A 19,998-nucleotide genomic window follows, 5' to 3' on the forward strand; every position below is an offset into this window, starting at 1 on the left:
GATCGGCCGCCGATCCCGGCCGGACGGTCGTCCGCGACCGTTCCCGTCCCGTCCACGCGCACGGCATGCGGCAGCATTCCGCCCCCCAGCGCTTCCCCACGGGCCACCCCCGCGATGCTGCCGTCACGCTAGCCCTCGCCGGCACCCTCCGGACAGACCCCGTTCGGGTGGCCGCCCGACGCCTCAGGCCCTGGTGAACGGTCCCCGGCGCTGCGCGCCGGTCCCGCGGCGCACCGGGTCGCTAGTGGTGGGACGCGGAGGCCGCGTCAGCCGCGCCGGACTGCTGCACGGGCTCCGGCACGACGTGCAGACCACCCGCGCTGTTCGACGCGCGCATGAGCACCTCGAGCCACTCGCGGTTCAGCACGTGGCCGTCACGAGGTCCGTCGTAGCGGAAGTACAGCTGGGACGCGGGCCCGATCCAGACCGTGCCGTGAGCAGCGGCCTCGTCGGTGGCCTCGTCCTCGCCGACACCGGGCTCCTGATCCCAGTTGAACGAGAAGCTCTCGCCCCGGCGGAGCTTGCCGACGATCACGGCCTGCAGGTGCCGGAGGACCCGATCCTCGATGCGGATCGCAGGAGCGACGCCGTAGATGAGGGACCCCATGGGCAGTCCTTCCGCTGTCGGGTGGGAAGCGCGGGGGTGGGAACCACCCCGGCATCAGTATGGGCGCTGAGTCGGCCTCAGGTCCATGGCCTTGGGCCCTCGCGGAGCTCCCGACCGGCGGTCCTGCAGCGTCATCCGCCTTCGTCCTCCTCAGGCGGCCGGGTCCTGCCGGCGCGGCTCCCGCACCGCGGACGAGACGAGACCGCCCACCGTCACGAGCACCAGCACGACGAGCAGCGCCGTCAGGATGCCCAGCTGCTCGCCGAGGAAGCCGATCACCGGCGGCCCGACGAGGAACGCGAAGTAGCCGACGGTGGCCACCGCGCCCACGCGCGTCGCGGCCTTCGCCGGGTCGTCCGCGGCCGCCGACATGCCGACCGGGAACCCGAGCGCGGAGCCGAGACCCCACGCGACCGCGCCGACCGTGGCGAGGACGGGATCCGGGGCGAAGATGACGGCGAGCAGTCCCAGGACCGCGAGGGCGAACGAGACGCGCACGACCGGGACACGACCCCACTTGTCGAGGGCACGCACCCCGAGCAGCCGGCCGAGCGTCATGGCGGTGAGGAACACGCCGAAGACGATGGCGCCGGTCTCCTTGGTCACGTCGTGCCCGTCCACCATCGCGAGCGCGAGCCAGTCGTTCGCGGTGCCCTCGCTGAACGCCGCGGCGAGCACGACCAGGCCGATGAGCAGGGTGGGGAGATCGATACGGAGTCCACGCCGCGGGCCCGAGGACTTCGGCTCCTGCTCGGCACCGAACTGCTCCGACTGCATCGGGCGCACCGCGATCAGCACGCCGACGACGGCGACCGCCGCGATCACGCCGAAGTGCAGTGCGACCGGGACGTCGAGGGCTTCGGCGACCACTCCGAGCCCGGCGCCGATCATCGTCCCGAAGCTGAAGAAGGCATGAAAGATCGGCATGATCGCCCGGCCCAGCGCGCGCTCGTTCGCCGCGCCCGAGACGTTCATCGCGACGTCGCAGATGCCGCTGCCGGCTCCCACGACGGCCAGACCGGCGAACACCACCCAGAAGGCGCCGGCGGTCGCTCCGATCCCGGTCACCGTGAGCCCGACGGCGGCCAGGATCATCATCACGACCATCGTCGGGCGGGCGCCGAAGCGCGCCACGATGCGCCCCGAGGCCAGCAGGCCGATCACCGAGCCGATCGCCATGCCGCTGATGATCACGCCGACCTCGTTCGTGCTCGCGCCGAGGGAGTCGCGGACCGCGGGGATGCGGGATGCCCAGGTCGCGAAGGCGATGCCGGGCAGCGCGAACATCAGGAAGACCGCATTGCGCCAGTCGACGACCTGGCGGCGCGACAGCTCCTGCACGGCGGCGGGAGGCGACGAGACGGACATGCGGGACCCCTTGAGTGAGAACTGCGAAGCGAGAGAACCTCGAATCGATTCGATCGAACCGATTCGACTAGGCTAGGGCCTCGTGTCCGACACGGCAACCTCAGGAGCCCGCCCCACACTCGCGGCGGTGGCGGAGCTCGCCGGCGTGTCCGCGTCGACCGCCTCCCTCGCGTTCAGCGGGAGCGGCCCGGTGTCCGCAGCCACTCGCGAACGGGTGCTCGCGGCGGCCGAGCAGCTCGGCTACGGAGGACCGGACCCCCGGGCGGCCGCTCTGCGTCGAGGCCGGAGCGGGGTCGTCGGCGTCGTGATGGAGGACCGTCTCGCCGACGCGTTCCGGGACCCGATGAACGTCGCCATGCTGGACGGGGTCGCCGACGAGGCGGGCGCGGCCGGTGCGTCCCTGCTGCTCCTGACGGAGTCGGGCGGCGAGCTCAGCCACCTCACGTCCGCTCCGATGGACGCCGCGATCCTCGTCGGGTGCAGCACGCGCATCGACGAGTCGGTCGACCGGCTGCGGCTTCGCGGCCTGCCGGTCGTCGCCGTCGAAGCCGAGGAGCGCGCCGGCGTCTTCACCATCGGGCTCGACAACCGCCGGGCGAGCGCCGAGGGCGCCCGCCATCTGCGCTCCCTCGGCCACGAGCGCGTCGCGGTCGTGGCGCTGCCGCTCCAGCCCTCGAGCGGGTCGGCTCCGCTGCCCGCGGACTGGGAGACACGGACCACCTCGCACACCGCGCTCGAGCGGCTGCGCGGTGTGCGCGACGTCTACCCGGAGTTCGACGGCGCCGTCGCGACGGGCAGCACGGTCGACGCGGGGCTCGAGGCGGGCCGCCTCGTGCTCTCCCTCTCCCCCCGGCCGACCGCCGTGATCGCGCAGAGCGACCTCCTGGCCGTCGGCGTCCTCCGGGCCGCGGAGGAGGCGGGGCTGAGCATCCCCGACGACCTCAGCGTCCTCGGCTTCGACGGCATCCGCCCGGAGCTCGTCCGGCCCTGGGACCTCACGACGCTCGTCCAGCCCGCCCAGGAGAAGGGCCGAGCGGCGGGAGCCGCCGTCGTGCGCCTGCTCGCGGGCGAGGAGCCGGCGGCCGCGAGCTTCACCTGCCAGCTGCACGTCGGCCGCACGACGGGTCCCGTCACGCGCTCGCTTCCGTCCTAGCCGCGTCAGGACGGGGTCTCGTCGCCGCCCACGACCGCCGCGCCGAGGATGTGCGCGAGGGGCGGACCGAGCGAGGCCGGCGCGAACCCGAAGCGGCGGACGCCGACGACGCGGAAGCCGCCGTCCCGGATCACCGCGAGCGTGTCCCGATTCGGGTGGCAGTTGCCCGCCATGCGCCGCCACAGCGGCGTCACCAGGTCCTCGACACCGGCGAGGAGCGGGTGCTCGGACCGCACGTGCTCGTAGAACAGGAGAGCGCCGCCCGGACGGAGAACGCGCCGGAACTCGCGCAGCGCCTGCTCCTGGTCGGTGGCGCTGCAGAGCACGAGACTCGCGACCACCACGTCGGCCGCGCCGTCGGCGACGGGCAGATCCTCGGCGAGCCCGCTCCGGACCTGGACCGGCACCGGCGCCCGCCCGGCGGCCTGCTCGGAGAGCCCACGGAGGTAGGGGTCGGGCTCGACGGCGACGACCCGGGTCACTGCCGGCGGGTAGTGCGGGAAGCTGCTGCCGGCTCCGGATCCGACCTCGACCACCGTTCCCGTCGCCGGCGCGAGGAGCTCCCGCCGATGCCGACCCGCGCCGCGGCGGTCCATCTCGGGGACCGCCTTCGCGAACGCGCGGGCGAACCCCGGATGCGGGGACCAGGTGGGCGGGGTCCGCGGCATGCCGACATTCTGTCGAGACAGGCTCCCACCTGGCGACCAGTTCCCCGCCCTACCGTGGCGCAGGGATCCATGGCGAGAGGAGCCATCGTGTCGACTCGCACCACGGCGCTGGGACGCGCCGCACTGATCGGTATGGCGTGCGGACTGGCAGGAGTGGCCGCCATGACCGCCGGCGAGAAGGCGGAGCAGGCCATCACGAAGCGCCCGAACTCCTACACCCCGGCTCGGACGCTGCTGACCCTGATGGGCCGGCGGCCGGGGGACGGGCCGCAGTCGCCCGTGTGGAACCACGTGATGCACTGGGGCACCGGCGCCGTGCTCGGCGCTCTGCGCGGCGTCTGGGCGGTCACCGGCATCCGGGGAGGGCTCGCCAACGCCCACCACACCGCGGTCCGACTCGCCTTCGACCAGACCCTCGAAAACGGCACCGGGGCGGGCGCCCCGCCGCCGACGTGGCCCCGTTCGGAGCAGCTCGTCGACGTGGCGCACAAGACCGTGTACTCGATCGTGACCGGGATCGCCGCCGACCGGCTGATCCGGCCCGTCCTGGCCTCGCGCCGCGGCACGGTGAGCCATTGACCTCTGGGCTCAGCGCGGGCAGTGCACCCGGGTGGGGACGGTCGCGGTGCCGCGCTCGATGCGGTGCTCAGCCATGAGCCGCCCGCAGATGGGGCAGCGGGGATCCCCCGTGGGCTCGTACGGCTGCTCCTTCTTGCCCCGCCCGACCCCGACCTGCGCCGCTCCCGAGAAGTTGTACGTGATCCGGTTCCACAGGTTCCAGAACCCGGGAAGGCCCCGGTAGGGGTTGGTATCGTCTCGTTCGCGCACGAATAGTTAGTGTACTAGCTAAAGTAGGAGGGTGGACCTCCTCGCCCTCGACCGCCAGGTCTGCTTCGCCCTCGCCGCGGCGAGCCGATCCGTTGTCGCCCTCTATCGCCCCGTACTGGAGCCGCTCGGGCTCACCCACCCGCAGTACCTCGTGATGCTCGCGCTCTGGGAGAAGAGCCCGCGACGGGTCCGGGACATCGCGGACCAGCTCCTCCTCGACTCCGCGACGCTCAGCCCGCTGCTGAAGCGCCTCGAGGCGGCGGGACTCATCGAGCGCATCCGCGACCCGAAGGACGAGCGCGCCCTGAACGTGACGCTCACGCCGGAGGGCGCAGCCCTCCGGAGCAGAGCGGAGGAGGTCCCGGCTCAGATCGTCGGCCGGCTGGGGATGCGGGTCGAGGAGCTCGAGGAGCTCCGCGACCGGCTCAGCCTCCTCCTCGCCGCCACCGAGCGGGCCGGGATCGCTGGCTCCGCGACGTCCGCGTGAGGGAACGGGGCCACCTCAGGCGCTCTCGCGCACGACGAGCTCCGTCGACAGGGTCATCGCCTCGCGCGGCACCCCGTCGATGACGTCCACCAGCAGCGCGACCATCTCCGCGCTGATCCGCGCCCAGGGCTGGCGCATGGTGGTGAGAGCGGGCTCATGGCGGGCCGCCTGGCCCGAGTCGTCGAACCCTGCCACCGCGAGGTCCTCAGGAACTCGGAGCCCGCGCTTCTGCAGCACTCCCATCGCGCCGATCGCCATCCGGTCGTTCGCCGCGAACACCGCGTCGAGCCGCGGCGACCGCTCCAGCAGCCGGGACATGGCCGCGGCGCCCGACTCCTCGCTGTAGTCCCCCTCCTCCACGAGCTCGGCGACGAACAGGTCGCCCATCTCCTCGCGGAACCCCTCGAGCCGGTACTTGCCCCCGGGAGTGTCGTGAGGACCCGCGATCGTGGCGATGCGCCGATGCCCCCGGTCGAGGAGGTAGCGCGTCATCCCCCGGGCCGAGCCCGCCTCGTCCACGGAGACGGCGGGCACCACGGCCTCGTGACCGAGGGGCACACCACAGCAGACGGTCGGCACCCCGGCCCGCAGGAGCGACTCGAGCAGCGGATCGGACTCGTGCGACGAGATGAGCATGACCCCGTCGACGTGGCCCGCTCCGACGAAGTGCTCGACGTTCGCCCGCTCGCTCGCCGTGCCCGCGACGAGCAGGACGAGCGTCATGTCCCGCTGCGCGAGGGCCTCCGCCGCTCCGCGGAGCAGCAGCGCGAACGTCGGATCCTCGAACAGCAGATGCTGCGGCTCGGTCAGCAGGAAGGCGAGGGATCCGGCCCGGCCCCGAGCGAGGCTCCGCGCGTGATGGTTCGCGGTGTACCCGGTGACCCGGATGGCCTCCTCCACCGCCGCGCGCGCCTGTGGGGAGACCCAGTGGCCGCCGTTGATGACACGCGAGACCGTGCCGTGGGAGACGCCTGCAGTCCGCGCGACATCGCGGATGGTGGGCCTGCGCCCGAGGGCCGCGGTGTCGCTCACGGCGGTGACTCTACCGCGCGGACGCTCGGTTTTGGGACCGGTCACAGTCGCGTAACGGCGTGTGGCGGAGGTGGCGCTCGCCGAAGCGGTGGGGTAGAACTGTGACCGGTCCCAGCCTGATCCGATGGAGTATCTTGAGCGCCTTCCCTGCATTGCCGGGCATCGCCTACGGCGGCGACTACAACCCCGAGCAGTGGCCACGCGAGACCTGGCGCGAGGACGTCGCGCTGATGCGCGAGGCGGGGGTGAACCTCGTCAGCGTCGGGATCTTTTCGTGGGCCCTCCTCGAGACCAGTGAGGGAGTCTTCGACTTCGCGTGGCTCGACGAGGTGCTCGACCTGCTGCACGAGAACGGCATCGCGGTCGACCTCGGCACGCCGACGGCCTCCCCGCCCGCCTGGTTCTTCGCCGCCCATCCCGATGCCCGCGTGAGGAACCGCGATGGCGTCGTGATGGGCTTCGGCTCCCGCGGGATGGCCTCCCACTCCTCCCCCGCGTACCGGTCCGCGATCGTCCGCATCGCCCACGCCCTCGCCCGTCGCTACGCCCGCCATCCCGCGGTGGTGCTGTGGCACGTGCACAACGAGTACGGCGTCCCGGTCGGGGAGGACTACTCGGAGCAGTCGGTGCGCGCCTTCCAGGGCTGGCTGCTCGACCGCTACGGGAGCCTCGACGGCCTCAACCGCGCCTGGGGAACCGCCTTCTGGGGCCAGCACTACACCGACTGGGAGCACGTGGGCGCGCCCGCGGCGGCGCCCTCGGTCGTCAACCCCGCGCAGCGGCTCGACTTCGCCCGCTTCACCGACCACCAGCTCCGCGAGTGCTTCGTCGCCGAGCGCGATGCGATCCGCGCGCACGCGACGCAGCCGATCACTACGAACTTCATGGCGAACCAGGCCTGGGCGACCGACCTGTGGAAGTGGGCTCCGTTGGTCGACGTGGTCGCCGACGACCACTACCTGTGGGCGGCCGACCCCGACGCGCACCTCGGCCTCTCGATCGCCGCCGACCTCTCGCGCTCCCTCGGCGGCGGCGCACCGTGGATCCTGATGGAGCACTCGACCTCGGCCGTCAACTGGCAGCCGCGCAACATCGCGAAGCGCCCCGGTGAGATGGCCCGCAACTCGCTCGCGCACCTCGGGCGCGGCGCGGATGCCATCCTCTTCTTCCAGTGGCGCGCCGGCCGGTCCGGCGCTGAGAAGTTCCACTCGGCGATGCTCCCCCATGCCGGCACCCGGTCGCGGGTATGGCGGGAGGTCGTCGACCTGGGCGCCAAGCTGGAGCGCCTCGCGGAGGTCCGGTCCTCCGAGGTCGTGGCGGACGTCGCGATTCTGTGGGACTTCGAGTCGTTCTGGGCCCAGGACCTCGAGTGGCGTCCCTCGGTCGACCTCAGCCACAACGAGCGGATCCGGGCGTACTACGAGCGGCTCTGGCGTGACGGCATCACGGCGGACTTCGTCCTCCCCGGTCACGACCTCTCCCGCTACAAGCTCGTCGTCGCGCCCGCGCAGTACCTGCTCAGCGTCGCCGACGCCGCCAACCTCACTCGCTACGTCGAGCAGGGCGGCACGCTCCTGGTCTCCTACTTCTCCGGGGTCGTCGACGAGAACGACGCGGTCCACGAGGGCGGCTTCCTCGCTCCCCTGCAGGACGCGCTCGGGGTCCTGGTCGAGGAGCACCTCCCGCTGCGCGAGGGCGAGCGCTGCAGCGTGCGCTGGACCGGCGACGACGCCGCGACGCTCCCCGCCGACGTCTGGCAGGAGGCCCTGCAGCTGCACGGGGCGGAGGTCGTCGCTCGCTACGCCGACGGCCCGGGCGCCGACGGTCCCGCGATCACGCGCCACCGCTTCGGGTCGGGGACGGGCTGGTACGTCAGCACCCGGCTCGACGCCATCGCCCTGCGCAGGGTGATGACCGACGTCTACGCGGACGCCGGCCTGGTTCCCCGCGGCCTGCCGGAGGGCCTCGAGGTCGTCACGCGGCACGGCGCCGAGGCCGACTACGTCGTCGCGATCAACCACCTCGAGGTGCCGGCCCGGCTCCCCGCCGACGGCGTCGAGCTGCTCACGGGCGCCGAGGTGCGCACCTTCCTGGACGTGCCGGCCGGCGAGGTCGCCGTGATCCGCACCGCGCGCAGCGCCGGAGGAGGTGGTCGCCCGCCCGAGTGACCTGCCCCACAGCACCCTGCGCCCGGACCGTCCGGTCCGGCGCCACCACGGTCGTAACGGCGCGATCGACCAGACGCGCCGACCACATCTGGAAAAGGAAGAACATGCGTAAGCACTTCGGATTCGGCGCCCTTGCCGTGGCGTCGGCCGCGATCCTCGCGGGCTGCAGCAGCAGCCCGTCGACCGACTCGGGCGAGTCCGGCGGCGGGAACGGTGAAGGCGGAGCGGAGATCGTCATCTGGACCGACGCGGAGCGCGAGGAGGCCATCAAGGACGCGGCCGCCGCCTTCGAGGAGGAGTCCGGCGCGACGGTCACGCTCGTGCAGAAGAACTTCGAGGACCTCCGCGCGGACTTCATCGCGCAGGTGCCCACGGGCGAGGGCCCGGACATCACGGTCGGCGCGCACGACTGGCTGGGCGCCCTGGTGGCGGCCGGCGTGGTCGACACCATCGACCTCGGCGACAAGGCGGGCGAGTTCGAGCAGGTGGCGCTCGAGGCCATGACCTACGAGGGCCAGCTGTACGCGCTCCCCTACTCGCTCGAGACCGTCGCGCTCCTTCAGAACACGGCGCTCGTGGGCGCGGAGGCTCCGGCGACCTGGGACGAGATGATCCAGCGCGGGCTCGAGGCCGGCACGGAGCGTCCGTTCGTCATCAACACGAACGCCGAGACGGGCGACGCGTACACGATGTACGGCTTCCAGACCTCGTTCGGCGCTCCGGTGTTCGTGCAGGACGAGTCGGGCTCGTACACGACGCAGGTCGGCATGGGCGGTGCCGCGGGCGAGGCCTTCGCGCAGTGGCTGCACGCCAACGGCTCGGCCGGCACGGGCTACATCTCCACCACCGTCGACTACGACATCAACAACGAGCTGTTCAACTCGGGCCAGGCGCCGTTCACCATCCAGGGCCCCTGGGCGGTCAGCGCTCTGCCGGACGTCGACATCACGGTGAACCCGATCCCGTCCGCGGGCGGTCAGACCGCCGCGCCGTTCGTCGGTGTGCAGGGCTTCTACCTCAGCTCGCAGAGCGAGAACGCGCTGCTCGCCACGGAGTTCCTGGTGAACTACCTCGCCACCGAGGAGGCCCAGCGCGCCCTGTACGAGGCGGACCCGCGCATCCCGGCCTACACGGCCCTCGCCGAGGAGGTCGCGAGCGACCCGATCATCGCGGGCTTCCTCGCGTCGTCCCAGAACGGCGTGCCGATGCCGAGCATCCCCGAGATGGGCTCGGTGTGGGACTTCTGGAACGCGGCCCAGTCGCAGATCATCAACGGCGCCGACCCGGTCGCGACGTGGAACCAGATGATCACCGACCTCGAGGCCGAGCTCGCCGGTTGAGTCATCGGGCGGCCGGGGCGGGACGCGAGTCCCGCCCCGGCGGCCCGGACCCGAGAAAGAGGAGGAGCAGGATGACTGCGCAGATGGAGCGCCCGCAGGCGACCGAGACGCCCGGCGGCGAGTCGCACGCGCGGAAGTGGCGCGGGCCCGGCTGGGGCTTTCTGGTCAAGCTCGCCCTCCTCGCCCTCGTCAACGCCTTCGGCATGACCGCGATCCTCTCCGCCTGGCGCGCGGAGTCCTGGGTCATCCTCGGCGCGGCCGTCGCGCTGCTCGTCATCGTCGACGTCGTCTACTTCGTGAAGCGCGCCCTGCCCCTGAAGTACCTCGTGCCGGGGCTCGCGTTCCTCCTCATCTTCCAGATCTTCAGCTTCCTCTACACGGGCTACGTCGCCTTCACCAACTACGGGACCGGGCACGCCGGCTCGCAGGCGCAGGCCGTGGAGGCCGCCCTGATCCAGGGCGAGCGCCGGGTCGCGGACTCCCCCGACTATCCGCTCGCCGTCGTCCAGCGCGGCGGCGAGCTCGGCTTCGCCATCAACGACGACGGCGACGTCCGCGTCGGCTCCGCGACCGAGCCGCTCACCGAGGTCGACGGCGCCGAGGTCGGCCAGAACGGCGCCCCCACCGAGGTGCCGGGCTGGACCGTCGTGCCGCGAGCCCAGGTGCTCGCGGACACCGCACTCCAGGAGCAGGTGGTGGGACTCCGGGTCCCGGTCTCCGACGACCCCGAGGACGGCTCCATCCGGACGCGCGAGGGCAGCACGGGAGTCGTCTACAGTTCGTCCCTCACCTGGGACCCCGAGGCGCAGACGATCACCGACACCGAGACCGGCACGGTCTACGAGGCGACCGAGCGCGGCAGCTTCGTCTCCGAGGACGGCGAGCGGCTCGCCGCCGGCTGGTACGTGAACGTCGGCTTCGACAACTTCGTCCGCGCGGTCACCGACCCCGGCCTCGCGGCGCCCCTGCTGCAGGTGACGCTGTGGACGTTCGCGTTCGCCATCCTGTCCGTCGTCATGCCGTTCGCGCTCGGACTCCTCTTCGCGATCATCTACAACGATCCCCGCGTGCGCGGCCGGAAGATCCTGCGCACGCTGTTCCTCCTGCCGTACGCGTTCCCCGCGTTCATGTCCGCGCTCCTCTGGCGCGGCATGATGAACTCCGAGTTCGGCGTCATCAACGACCTGTTCTTCTTCGGCGCCGACATCAACTGGCTCCAGGACCCCTGGCTCGCCCGCTTCGCCGCGCTCTGGGTCAACCTCTGGCTGAGCTACCCGTACTGGATGCTCGTGTGCACGGGCGCCCTGCAGGCGCTCTCAGGAGACACGCTCGAGGCCGCGAAGATCGACGGGGCCGGCCGGTGGCGGCAGTTCCGGTCGATCATCCTGCCGCTGCTGCTCGTCTCGACGGCGCCGCTCGCGATCTCGTCCTTCGCCTTCAGCTTCAACAACTTCGTGATCATCTACATGCTCACCGGCGGAGGGCCGAACTTCGCCGGCAGCTCGGAGGGCCTCGGCGCCACCGACCTCCTGATCACGGCGATCTACCAGATCTCCGGGGTCGCCGGCGGAGCAGCCGACTACGGCCTCGCGAGCGCCCTGTCGATCCTCGTCTTCCTCGTGATCGGCGCCGTCTCCGCGCTCGCCTTCCGCCAGACCCGCAAGCTCGAGGAGTACCAGTGACATCTCCGCAGCCCCGCGCCCTCCGCTCCCCCACCCGCCGCGGCCGCTGGTGGTCCGAGGTCGGGTGGAAGTACCCCGTCGCCGCGGTGATCCTCTTCTACGCGGTGTTCCCCCTGGTGTACGTGCTGTCCGCGGCCTTCAACCCGCGCGGCAGTCTCGCCGCGAGCAACGCGCTCTTCAGCTCGGTGAGCCTCGACAACTTCGCAGCCCTCGGCACGACGCAGTTCTGGACCTGGATGGGAAATACCCTCCTGATCGGCGGCGTCGCCGCGATCGGTGCCGTCCTCATGGGCGCCGCGGCTGCCTACTCGTTCTCGCGCTTCCGCTTCCGCGGCCGCCGCGCGGGCCTCACCGCGCTGCTCATCGTCCAGATGTTCCCGCAGACGGTGGCGTTCGTGGCGCTGTTCCTGCTGCTGCTGGGCCTCGGCGAGGTCGTCCCCGAGCTCGGCATCAACTCGAAGATCACGCTCATCTGCGTGTACCTGGGCGGCGCACTGGGGGCCAACACGTTCCTGATGTACGGGTTCTTCAACTCGATCCCGACGGAACTCGACGAGTCCGCGAAGATGGACGGCGCCACTCACGCCCAGGTGTTCTGGCGGATCATCATGCCGCTCGTCACCCCGGTGCTCGCGGTCGTCGGCCTCCTCGCGTTCATCGCCGCGTTCGGCGACTTCGTCCTCGCGCGGATCGTGCTCACTAGCGAGGACAACTGGACGCTCGCGGTCGGCATGTACCAGTGGGTGTCGAACCAGCTCGCCTCGCGGTGGGGCCTCTTCGCGGCCGGGACGGTCGTGGCGGCGATCCCGCTGATCGCGCTGTTCCTGGCGACGCAGCGGTACATCGTGGGCGGGCTCACGCAGGGCGCCGTCAAGGGATAGGAATCCGGGAGCAGCAAGGAGGGCGCCCGCGCAACCGCGGCCCCCTCCGGCAGCCCGGCCCCTCCTGTTGCGCCGGATGACGGCGCGCACGCGGTCGTGCCGAGGCACTCACCTACCGTCGGAACGGTGACCGAGACCGCAGCCGGCCCCATCCACGAGCTCCTCCGCGAGACCCGCAGCTATCCGCCCCTCCCCGAGCACGCGCGGAACGCCAATCTTGACGCGGACGCGTGGGACCGGGCGGCCGCGGACCCGATCGCCTTCTGGGAGGACGCAGCCCGCCGCCTCCGCTGGGACACCCCGTGGCACACGGCGCACCGCTGGGAGCCCGCGCTTCAGGCCGACGGCAGCCTCGCTCCCCCGCGCGCCGAGTGGTTCTCCGGCGGAACGCTCAACGTCGCCGTCAACTGCGTGGACCGCCACGTCGAGGCGGGGCTCGGCGACAAGGTCGCGTACCACTTCGAGGGAGAGGCGGGCGACACCAGGACCCTGACGTTCGCGGACCTGCAGCGCGAGGTCGCGAAGGCGGCCAACGCGCTCGAGCAGCTCGGCGTCGGTCAGGGCGACCGCGTCGTCATCTACCTGCCCGTGATCCCCGAGACGGTGATCATCACGCTCGCCGTCGCCCGGATCGGCGCCATCCACTCGCTCGTCTTCGGGGGCTTCTCCGCGGAGGCCCTCCGCTTCAGGGTGGAGGCCACGGGAGCGAAGCTGCTCGTGACGAGCGACGGCCAGTTCCGCCGGGGACGCGCCGTGCCGGTCAAGCCGAACGCGGACGCGGCCGTCGGGGGAATCGAGCACATCGAGACCGTCCTCGTCGTCCGTCGCACCGGCGACGAGGTCGCGATGACGCCCGGCCGTGACGTCTGGTGGCACGACCTGGTGGACAACCAGGCCGAGACGCACGAGGCGCGCTCCTTCGACGCCGAGACGCCGCTGTTCATCATCTACACGTCGGGGACGACGGGGAAGCCCAAGGGCCTCGTCCACACCAGCGGGGGCTTCCTCACCCAGGCGAGCTGGACGCACTGGGCCGTTTTCGACGCGAAGCCGGACGACGTCCACTGGTGCACAGCGGACCTCGCCTGGGTCACCGCGCACACCTACGCCCTGTACGGGCCGCTCTCGAACGGGACGACCCAGGTCATCTACGAGGGGACGCCGGACGTCCCTCGGCGGACGCGGCACCTCGAGATCATCGAGCGCTACGGCGTGACCGTGTACTACACCGCGCCGACCCTCGTCCGCACCCTGATGAGCTGGTTCCCGGACGGACTCCCCGCCGGATCCGACCTGTTCAGCCTGCGGCTGCTCGGGTCGGTCGGGGAGGCGATCAACCCCGAGGCCTGGGTCTGGTTCCGCGAGCACTTCGGCCGGGGCGAGGCCCCCATTATCGACACCTGGTGGCAGTCGGAGACCGGAGCCGCGATCATGGCCCCCGTCCCGGGCCGGTCGACGCTGAAGCCGGGGTCCGCGACCCGCGCGCTTCCCGGCCTGCGCACGCTCGTCGTCGACGCGCACGGCGAGCGGGTGCCGCCGGGCGCCGGCGGCTGCCTCGTCGTCGAGGGCACCTGGCCCGCGATGGCGCGGACGGTGTGGGGCGACCCTCAGCGCTACCTCGACTCCTACTGGAGGACGTACGCGGACCGCGGGTACTTCCTCTCCGGGGACGGCGCGAAGGCGGACGCCGACGGGGACATCTGGGTACTCGGGCGGATGGACGACGTCATCAACGTGTCCGGGCACCGGCTCTCGACCATCGAGATCGAGTCGGCGCTCGTCGCGCATCCCGCCGTCGGCGAGGCCGCCGTGACCGGCGCTCACGACGCGATGACCGGGCAGGCGGTCGTCGCCTTCGTCATCCCGGTCGCATCTCAGGAGGACCCGGGCTCCCTGAGCTCCGAGCTGCGGTCGCACGTCGCCACCATGATCGGCCCCATCGCTCGGCCCCGCACCCTGCACCTGGTGTCGGAGTTGCCCAAGACGCGGTCGGGCAAGATCATGCGGCGGCTGCTCCGCGACCTGGTCGAGCACCGCCCCCTCGGCGACACGACGTCACTGCAGGACCCGTCCACGCCGGGGCGGATCGCCGCGGCCCTCGCCGCGGGGAGTCCCGGCCGCTGAGGCGGTCCGTTCCCCGCGGCTCCGCCCTGTCAGCCCACGGCCTTCCGAAGGAGTGCGGCGATCCTCTCCTCGTCCTCGGCGGTCAGTCGCGTCAGTGCGAAGGAGGTCGGCCACATCGTGCCCTCGTCGAGGCGGGCCTCGTCGTTGAAGCCGAGCGTGGCGTACCGCGACTTGAACTTGTGAGCGCTCTGGAAGAAGCAGACGACCTTGCCGTCCTTCGCGTAGGCCGGCATGCCGTACCAGGTCTTCGGCGAGAGAGTGGGCGCGGCCGTCCGAACGATGGCGTGGATGCGCTCGGCCATCACCCGGTCCGGCTCCGGCATCTCGGCGATCTTGGCGAGCACCTCGCCCTCGTCGTCCGCCTTCGCGCGGCCGCGCCGCCCCGCCGATCTGAGCTCCCGCGCGCGCTCCTTCATGGCCTCGCGCTCCTCCTCGGTGAAGCTGTCGGACGCCGTGTCGGTGCGGGCGGTGCTCTTCGCCGCCTTCGTCGTGTCTGCCATCGCTGTCTCCTCCGGTCTCGCTCGAGATGCCCTCATGCTAGGGAGACGCTCGCGGCGGCGGCTTCTCCGAAACTGACCGGGTCCACGTCGCCAGCATCAGGCGGCGCGCGACCGCCCGCCGGCGGAGGTCGAGCTGACGGACAGCCGTCGCACCGCTAGCGGGGCTCGACCCCGAAGGCCCGGGCGAGCCGGTCGATCTTCTTCGCGCGGCCGAGGCGAGGCAGGTCCGAGCCGTCCCGGATGACTCTGCCGCGGCGCTCGAAGTCCTCGAGGAAGTCCCGTGCCCACGCCACCTCGGAGGGCGTGGGACTGATGACCTCGTTGATGACCGGGAGCTGGTCGACGTCGAGGCACAGCTTCCCGGTGAGTCCGAGGCTGACCGTGACCTCCGCCTGCTCCCTCAGCACGCGGTGGGCTGTACCCACCGTCGGTCCGTCGATGGGACCCGGCAGTCCCCCGATGCGACTCGCGACAACGAGCCGGGATCGCGGGTAGGCCATCGCCATGTCGTCCGCGCTGGTCCCGGTGTCCCGCCGGTAGTCTCCGGAGCCGAAGGCCAGGCGGAATGCGCCACGAGCACGGGCGATCGGGACGGCCTCCTCGATGCCCAGAGCGGATTCAACGAGCGGGAGGACCGGTGTCGCCCCGCCCAGTCGGTCGAACGTCTCGGTGACGTGCTCGGCGGCCTCCGTCTTGGCGAGGACGACACCGGCGAGGCCCGGAAGCCCCTTCAGCCGGTCGACGTCGTCGGACCAGAACGGCGTCGACCGGTCGTTGATCCGCACCCAGACGCGCTTCTCGGGGTCCTCGAGCCACCGCGCCACATCCTCACGGGCGGCATCCTTGAGGCCGGGATCGACGGCGTCCTCGATGTCGAGGATCACCTGATCGGCGCGGGAGGAGTACGCCGCATCGAACGTCTCCGTCCGGACGGCGTTGACGAGCAGCCACGAACGCGCGATCCCCGGATCGATGTCGCCTGTCATGACCTCATGCTCCTTCTGGTGGCCCCGAACCGGAAGGCAGGGGTGGAAAGCCGCGGCCGGAGAGCCGGCGGAGGTCTGCGACGCCCCGCCTCGGACCGGCTAGGCAATCTATCGCATGCGGTTCGCCCAGCCCCTCCGCCGTCGCCGGTGCAGCCCGAGGAGCCGCGGCAAGGCTCACTGAGCCTCCGGTGCAGATTGTTCCGGAGGTCGGCATCGCAGCTCTATTCCGAGGAATCCGAGGTCCGGTCGCGGGCCTGGATCGCCTCCAGCACCGAGGTCATGTCCCGGCGCCCGTTGCCGAACTCGACGCTCTCCCGGTAGAGCTCGGAGGCGAGGTCGAGCAGCGGAGTCGCGATGCCGGCGGCGCGCGCCGCCGCTGCGATGAGGCGGGTGTTCGCGTAGGCGTCGCTCGTCGCCGCCTGCACCGAGAAGTCACGGGCGATGAGCATGGGGGTCTTCACCCGCGTCACGTCGCTCGCCATCGGTCCGGCCTCGATCGCAGCCCGGAACGATTCCAGCTCGAGTCCGTTCGCGTCCGCGAAGTGCACCGCCTCCGCCAGTCCGGCGAGCATGGTGTCGAGGTACAGGTTCACGGCGAGCTTCATGAGCAGCCCGCTTCCGGTCGGGCCGCAGGAGATGGTCGCACGGCACGTCGGCGCCAGGGCAGCGCTCGCCTCGGCGATGTCGGCCGGATCCCCGCCGAGGAGCGCCACGAGCCGGCCGGCCTCTGCGGGCTCCGGGAGCCGGAGACCGGAGCCTCGGCGTAGCGGCCACCGGCAGCCGCGATGTCGGCGCCGAGACCGCGGGAGTACTCGGGGGACGTCGACGCGGTGGAGATCACGAGACGACCGGCGACGAGCTCCGGAAACGCCGGAGTGCTCCGCCGCAGCACCTCGTCCGTGGCGGCCTCGTCGACGAGCATGAGGATCACCGTGCCGGCCGCGGCGAAGAGCTCCTCGACGCTGGTGGCGACCCTTGCCCCGAGCGCCTGCAGGCCGGCAGTCCGCCCGGCCGTCCTGTTCCAGACCACGAGGTCCGCACCGGCTCGCAGGAGGTTCGCCGCCATCGGCTCCCCCATGTTCCCGATGCCGGCGAATCCGATCGTCGGGTTCTTGCGCTGGTCCGCCATACCTCAGCATCCTGCTCGTTCCCGGCCTCCACCTCACACCGGGCACCCCGGCCCGGCTTCCCGGACTGGCCGTGAACGGTCCTGTGGCTCGGCGTCCCCGCCATCGCGGTGCTGGCCGCACCGCTGTTCGCCGGCGGCGCTTCCCGTTCGGCGCACCCGCCGCCTACTGGGTGCTCGCCGCCGCGAATCCCTCGTCGACCCGGGGCTGGTCCCCTTCGTGAAGAGCGTGTTCGTGCTCTTCCGCGGGCTGCTGCTCCTGTCTCACCCGACGAAGCGCTACCGGAGCGCAGTGCTCTCGGTCATCGCGCGCAGCTCGCAGACGGTGGTGTTCACCGCCCTGCTCCTCCTGCTCGTCCCGAGGTGGCGGGCCGGACCCGCAGGCTCCCCGGAGTCACCGATCACCCTCGGCTCCGGCACGGCCGGGGCTCAGCGGCCGGTCCCGTTCGGATGGGGAACCGTCCGGTAGGCGAACAGGCACGCCCCGAGCAGCCAAGCGAACCCCGCGACCACGGCCGCCCAGAGCGCGACGACCCCGATCGGAAGGGCTCCGAGTGCACCGCCGCCGACGAAGCCGAGGATCACGACGATGCCGGCGATCAGGGACAGTGTTGCGGCGATCCCGGCGCCTCGCGCTCGAGCCCAGCGCGAGAAAACGATGGCGGCGGCGCCCAGGCAGAGGAACCCGATCGCCCCGAGGAGCAGGTGCAGGATCCCGCTGACGCTCGCCGTCGCCTCGGCGCCCGGCGGGAAGCCGGCCAGGGGGTCCGGCGGGAAGATCCCGCTGCCGATCATCCCCACTCCGAACACCGCGACGAGCACGGTCAGCACACGGGCTCGCGTTCCCGGCATCGCCGCCCGGCCGAGGCCCACCGCCGCGGCGATGACCATGAGCCCGGTCAGGATGAGGTTGGCGCGGTGGATCCAGCCGGTGTCGGTGAGCATCAGGAGGCTCAGCGGGTGGCGCGAGAAGTCGAAGCCCGGCTTGAGCAGGGCGTGCACGACTCCGACGAGCAGGTAGAACGGGCCCGCCACCACGCCCCAGCCGAGCAGCGATCGGGTGACCGCCGCTCGGGTGTCGAACGCTATCGACCTCGGCCGTTCCATATGATCCCGCCCTCGCCTCGTCGCCTGCTCCTAATATCCAGCCGAACGCCTGCCCAGGACCGGGACCGGCGGCGGCGCGCCGCGCCGATCGGGTCGCGACGCGCGGGGCGTATCGCTCAACGACGTCGAAGGACGGCGCCGTCTGCTCAGACCGGAGGAGGGGCGACGGCCTCCTGCACCGTCCGATCGACGTCCTCCGGCAGCAGGAGGCCCTGAGCGACCAGGCGCTCGGCCGCGGCGCGCGCGAGGAGCCGGGCCGCCGTCGGATCCGGGGCCGGACGCCCGGACTGAAGCGGGAGACGGCTCCCGACGAACTCGTAGAGCACGTCGGGAAGCCCCGGCACGTTCCTCCTCGGGTTCCATCCGGTGTAGGCGGCTGTCGCCGCCTCGACTGCGGGCAGCCGGACGCCCGCTATCTCGTTCCCGTCCTCGTCCACCTGGCTCACGAGCGCGGTGACCGGCTCGGCCGCGCTGAGCTCCCACGCCGGCGCGGTCGGATCGTCCACACGCGCCTGCTGGGGCAGGGCTGCCGAGTCGGGCAGTGCGGCCGAGCGGAAGCGGCGGAGGACCTCGTCCCGCGTGACGGCGGTGCCGTCGTCCCTCCGCGGCACCCGGCTGGAGGGCGGCTCGATCCCGTCGCAGACCCACTGCTCGAGGCGCAGGAAGAGCGCGCGAAGCAGGGGCATCGGGTCGAGGGGGTTGGGCTCGTTCTCCAGGGGCAGCTGTCCCTTGATCGGATGCGGTCCGACGTGATCGACGCCGCTCAGGAGGAACGTCCGCGCGTCGTCATCCTCCGGGAGGTCGGCGCCCGTCCTCGCGTCCTGGTGGACGAGCCCGGCGTCGCCGCGCCAGTACTCCGCGGAACTGTTGGTGAGGACGATCTTCGGCGCGGGGAGGATCCGGCGGTGCTCCGCGAGCAGCTCCGAGGTCGGGTAGGGCGGGCCGTACGCGGGCGTCATGGGATGGGTGAGGGAGGGCTGGCCGTACCGGGAGTTGAACTCGCCGCGACGGGCACCCGCGATGTGCACGAACACGCCGTCGAACACCCGGTCGCCGCGCTCGTCGATGTTGCGGGCCTCGAGCAGGAACTGGCGGAGGAAGCGCCCGGACTGGGACACCCCGAAGGCGAAGGCGGCGTCCATCCCCTGCCGGAGCGACGCCGCGACGTCACGGAGAGCGAGCAGTCCGGTCCCGACGACGGGAGCGAACGTGCTGCGGTAGCGCAGGGTGTACCAGTGGAAGGGCTGGAATCCGCCGTCCAGCTCGACCGTGGCCGGGGCAGTGAAGCGCCACCGCTCTCGGGGCACGACGGTGCCCGGACCGTGCGGCGTGGTCCGCCATGTGAGCACGGCGTCCGGGTCCTGCTCGTCCCACGTCGGGATGTCGGCGAAGCTCGCGAACTCGGTCGAGTCGCTGAGGGAGTGGCTCGCCATCGGCGCGTCGGGGCGGAACTCGAGGCGCAGCCACCCCGGCTCCACCTCGGCGACGGGGGCACGGAGGCCGAGCCGGTCGTCGCCGGGGAGGACGTCCCACTGCCAGCCGACCCACGCGATCGTCCACCCCCTGCTCAGCAGCAGCCCGTCGCCTTGGTCCGGAGGCTCCCCGGCGGCGAGCGGATCGGTGCCCACGCTGAACGGGACGGCACCGGTCGTCCCGCGGTTGGGCACGACGACCAGCAGCCGGCGGTTGCCGCCGTCGCGCGGGCGGAGGATCCGCACGTCCGCGTCGTACCGGACCGCGCCGTGCGCTCCTCGGGGAGCGAGGTCGAGGTCGGCGATCCCGGCGTTGGCAGCAGCATCCGGATCGAGGGCGCCGTGGGCGACCGCCCGCTTCCACTCGTAGCCCGGGTAGGGGCCGGGTCCGGTCTCGCCGAACTCCATGCGCTCGAGCATCGTTCCTCCCCCGCCACGGTATCCGCTGCGTGCGACGGCCCGGCAGCAG

20 protein-coding genes are annotated in these 19,998 nt (G+C 72.0%); 9 read left to right on the forward strand and 11 right to left on the reverse strand.

Going from position 1 to position 19,998, the window contains the following annotated elements; all coding sequences use genetic code 11:
- Positions 1–241: 241 nt before the first annotated feature.
- Both J3P30_RS02040 and J3P30_RS02045 read right to left on the reverse strand, forming a co-directional pair.
- Positions 242–607 carry a hypothetical protein gene (locus tag J3P30_RS02040; protein ID WP_210479286.1) on the reverse strand — a complete coding sequence of 122 codons (366 nt, stop codon included), beginning with the start codon at positions 605–607 and terminating at the stop codon, positions 242–244.
- A 150-nt stretch (positions 608–757) separates the two neighbouring features.
- On the reverse strand, positions 758–1,975 hold the full coding sequence (locus J3P30_RS02045; RefSeq protein ID WP_210479287.1) for an MFS transporter: 1,218 nt from the start codon (positions 1,973–1,975) through the stop codon (positions 758–760).
- A gap of 82 nt (positions 1,976–2,057) precedes the next feature.
- On the opposite strand from J3P30_RS02045, the gene J3P30_RS02050 reads away from it, so the two are divergent.
- The gene (locus tag J3P30_RS02050; RefSeq protein WP_210479288.1) at positions 2,058–3,128 is read left to right on the forward strand and encodes a LacI family DNA-binding transcriptional regulator; all 1,071 of its coding nucleotides are present in this window, start codon (positions 2,058–2,060) and stop codon (positions 3,126–3,128) included.
- A gap of 5 nt (positions 3,129–3,133) precedes the next feature.
- On the opposite strand, the gene J3P30_RS02055 is transcribed toward J3P30_RS02050, so the two are convergent.
- Positions 3,134–3,796 carry a class I SAM-dependent methyltransferase gene (locus J3P30_RS02055; protein ID WP_210479289.1) on the reverse strand — a complete coding sequence of 221 codons (663 nt, stop codon included), beginning with the start codon at positions 3,794–3,796 and terminating at the stop codon, positions 3,134–3,136.
- An 87-nt stretch (positions 3,797–3,883) separates the two neighbouring features.
- On the opposite strand from J3P30_RS02055, the gene J3P30_RS02060 reads away from it, so the two are divergent.
- Positions 3,884–4,375, forward strand: coding sequence for a hypothetical protein (locus tag J3P30_RS02060; RefSeq protein WP_307807362.1), 492 nt, complete (start codon positions 3,884–3,886; stop codon positions 4,373–4,375).
- Between the two features lie 9 nt (positions 4,376–4,384).
- On the opposite strand, the gene J3P30_RS02065 is transcribed toward J3P30_RS02060, so the two are convergent.
- Positions 4,385–4,624 (reverse strand): hypothetical protein, encoded by a 240-nt coding sequence (locus J3P30_RS02065; protein WP_210479291.1) that lies wholly within the window; start codon positions 4,622–4,624, stop codon positions 4,385–4,387.
- A 31-nt stretch (positions 4,625–4,655) separates the two neighbouring features.
- Between J3P30_RS02065 and J3P30_RS02070 the strand changes: the two genes are divergently transcribed.
- Positions 4,656–5,111, forward strand: a complete 456-nt coding sequence (locus J3P30_RS02070) for a MarR family winged helix-turn-helix transcriptional regulator (RefSeq protein WP_210479292.1) — start codon at positions 4,656–4,658, stop codon at positions 5,109–5,111.
- Positions 5,112–5,126: 15 nt separating this feature from the next.
- Here J3P30_RS02070 and J3P30_RS02075 read toward each other — a convergent pair whose 3' ends face one another.
- Positions 5,127–6,143: a LacI family DNA-binding transcriptional regulator gene (locus J3P30_RS02075; protein WP_307807363.1), complete on the reverse strand. Its 1,017-nt coding sequence runs from the start codon at positions 6,141–6,143 to the stop codon at positions 5,127–5,129.
- Positions 6,144–6,277: 134 nt separating this feature from the next.
- Here J3P30_RS02075 and J3P30_RS02080 point away from each other — a divergent pair, with 134 nt between their 5' ends.
- From J3P30_RS02080 to acs, 5 genes are all read left to right on the forward strand, one after another.
- Positions 6,278–8,311 carry a beta-galactosidase gene (locus J3P30_RS02080; RefSeq protein ID WP_246852689.1) on the forward strand — a complete coding sequence of 678 codons (2,034 nt, stop codon included), beginning with the start codon at positions 6,278–6,280 and terminating at the stop codon, positions 8,309–8,311.
- Positions 8,312–8,415: 104 nt separating this feature from the next.
- Positions 8,416–9,651 (forward strand): maltose ABC transporter substrate-binding protein, encoded by a 1,236-nt coding sequence (locus tag J3P30_RS02085; protein ID WP_210479295.1) that lies wholly within the window; start codon positions 8,416–8,418, stop codon positions 9,649–9,651.
- 71 nt (positions 9,652–9,722) lie between these two features.
- A complete protein-coding gene (locus J3P30_RS02090) occupies positions 9,723–11,333 on the forward strand; it encodes an ABC transporter permease subunit (RefSeq protein WP_210479296.1) in 1,611 nt (536 codons plus the stop codon).
- The gene (locus J3P30_RS02095) at positions 11,330–12,214 is read left to right on the forward strand and encodes a sugar ABC transporter permease (RefSeq protein WP_210479297.1); all 885 of its coding nucleotides are present in this window, start codon (positions 11,330–11,332) and stop codon (positions 12,212–12,214) included. Before J3P30_RS02090 ends, J3P30_RS02095 begins: the two co-directional genes overlap by 4 nt.
- A 126-nt stretch (positions 12,215–12,340) precedes the next feature.
- A complete protein-coding gene (acs, locus tag J3P30_RS02100) occupies positions 12,341–14,338 on the forward strand; it encodes an acetate--CoA ligase (RefSeq protein WP_210479298.1) in 1,998 nt (665 codons plus the stop codon).
- Positions 14,339–14,367: 29 nt separating this feature from the next.
- On the opposite strand, the gene J3P30_RS02105 is transcribed toward acs, so the two are convergent.
- The 4 genes from J3P30_RS02105 to J3P30_RS02120 all read right to left on the reverse strand — a co-directional run bounded on the left by J3P30_RS02105 (position 14,368) and on the right by J3P30_RS02120 (position 16,953).
- The gene (locus J3P30_RS02105) at positions 14,368–14,838 is read right to left on the reverse strand and encodes an iron chaperone (protein WP_210479299.1); all 471 of its coding nucleotides are present in this window, start codon (positions 14,836–14,838) and stop codon (positions 14,368–14,370) included.
- 155 nt (positions 14,839–14,993) lie between these two features.
- Positions 14,994–15,824 (reverse strand): CoA ester lyase, encoded by an 831-nt coding sequence (locus J3P30_RS02110; RefSeq protein WP_210479300.1) that lies wholly within the window; start codon positions 15,822–15,824, stop codon positions 14,994–14,996.
- A gap of 221 nt (positions 15,825–16,045) precedes the next feature.
- Positions 16,046–16,429: an NAD-binding protein gene (locus J3P30_RS02115; RefSeq protein WP_210479301.1), complete on the reverse strand. Its 384-nt coding sequence runs from the start codon at positions 16,427–16,429 to the stop codon at positions 16,046–16,048.
- Positions 16,426–16,953 (reverse strand): NAD(P)-binding domain-containing protein, encoded by a 528-nt coding sequence (locus tag J3P30_RS02120; RefSeq protein ID WP_210479302.1) that lies wholly within the window; start codon positions 16,951–16,953, stop codon positions 16,426–16,428. Before J3P30_RS02120 ends, J3P30_RS02115 begins: the two co-directional genes overlap by 4 nt.
- A 226-nt stretch (positions 16,954–17,179) precedes the next feature.
- On the opposite strand from J3P30_RS02120, the gene J3P30_RS02125 reads away from it, so the two are divergent.
- Positions 17,180–17,419 carry a hypothetical protein gene (locus J3P30_RS02125; protein WP_210479303.1) on the forward strand — a complete coding sequence of 80 codons (240 nt, stop codon included), beginning with the start codon at positions 17,180–17,182 and terminating at the stop codon, positions 17,417–17,419.
- Here J3P30_RS02125 and J3P30_RS02130 read toward each other — a convergent pair.
- Together J3P30_RS02130 and J3P30_RS02135 are read right to left on the reverse strand one after the other, a co-directional pair.
- Positions 17,380–18,057: a DUF998 domain-containing protein gene (locus J3P30_RS02130; protein WP_210479304.1), complete on the reverse strand. Its 678-nt coding sequence runs from the start codon at positions 18,055–18,057 to the stop codon at positions 17,380–17,382. The two genes, J3P30_RS02125 and J3P30_RS02130, sit on opposite strands and share 40 nt — an antisense overlap.
- 146 nt (positions 18,058–18,203) lie before the next feature.
- Positions 18,204–19,949, reverse strand: coding sequence for an alpha/beta hydrolase domain-containing protein (locus J3P30_RS02135; RefSeq protein WP_210479305.1), 1,746 nt, complete (start codon positions 19,947–19,949; stop codon positions 18,204–18,206).
- Positions 19,950–19,998: the final 49 nt, after the last annotated feature.

This window comes from Naasia sp. SYSU D00948 (assembly GCF_017916515.1).
In the GTDB taxonomy this organism is placed as follows: domain Bacteria; phylum Actinomycetota; class Actinomycetes; order Actinomycetales; family Microbacteriaceae; genus Naasia.

Excerpts from the sequence above, each read along its gene's own strand:
- J3P30_RS02040 (WP_210479286.1), bottom strand. The coding sequence starts at position 607 with ATGGGGTCCCTCATCTACGGCGTCGCTCCTGCGATCCGCATCGAGGAT.
- J3P30_RS02045 (WP_210479287.1), bottom strand. The coding sequence starts at position 1,975 with ATGTCCGTCTCGTCGCCTCCCGCCGCCGTGCAGGAGCTGTCGCGCCGC.
- J3P30_RS02055 (WP_210479289.1), bottom strand. The coding sequence starts at position 3,796 with ATGCCGCGGACCCCGCCCACCTGGTCCCCGCATCCGGGGTTCGCCCGC.
- J3P30_RS02085 (WP_210479295.1), top strand. The coding sequence starts at position 8,416 with ATGCGTAAGCACTTCGGATTCGGCGCCCTTGCCGTGGCGTCGGCCGCG.
- J3P30_RS02090 (WP_210479296.1), top strand. The coding sequence starts at position 9,723 with ATGACTGCGCAGATGGAGCGCCCGCAGGCGACCGAGACGCCCGGCGGC.
- J3P30_RS02105 (WP_210479299.1), bottom strand. The coding sequence starts at position 14,838 with ATGGCAGACACGACGAAGGCGGCGAAGAGCACCGCCCGCACCGACACG.
- J3P30_RS02110 (WP_210479300.1), bottom strand. The coding sequence starts at position 15,824 with ATGACAGGCGACATCGATCCGGGGATCGCGCGTTCGTGGCTGCTCGTC.
- J3P30_RS02115 (WP_210479301.1), bottom strand. The coding sequence starts at position 16,429 with ATGAAGCTCGCCGTGAACCTGTACCTCGACACCATGCTCGCCGGACTG.
- J3P30_RS02120 (WP_210479302.1), bottom strand. The coding sequence starts at position 16,953 with ATGGCGGACCAGCGCAAGAACCCGACGATCGGATTCGCCGGCATCGGG.
- J3P30_RS02130 (WP_210479304.1), bottom strand. The coding sequence starts at position 18,057 with ATGGAACGGCCGAGGTCGATAGCGTTCGACACCCGAGCGGCGGTCACC.
- J3P30_RS02135 (WP_210479305.1), bottom strand. The coding sequence starts at position 19,949 with ATGCTCGAGCGCATGGAGTTCGGCGAGACCGGACCCGGCCCCTACCCG.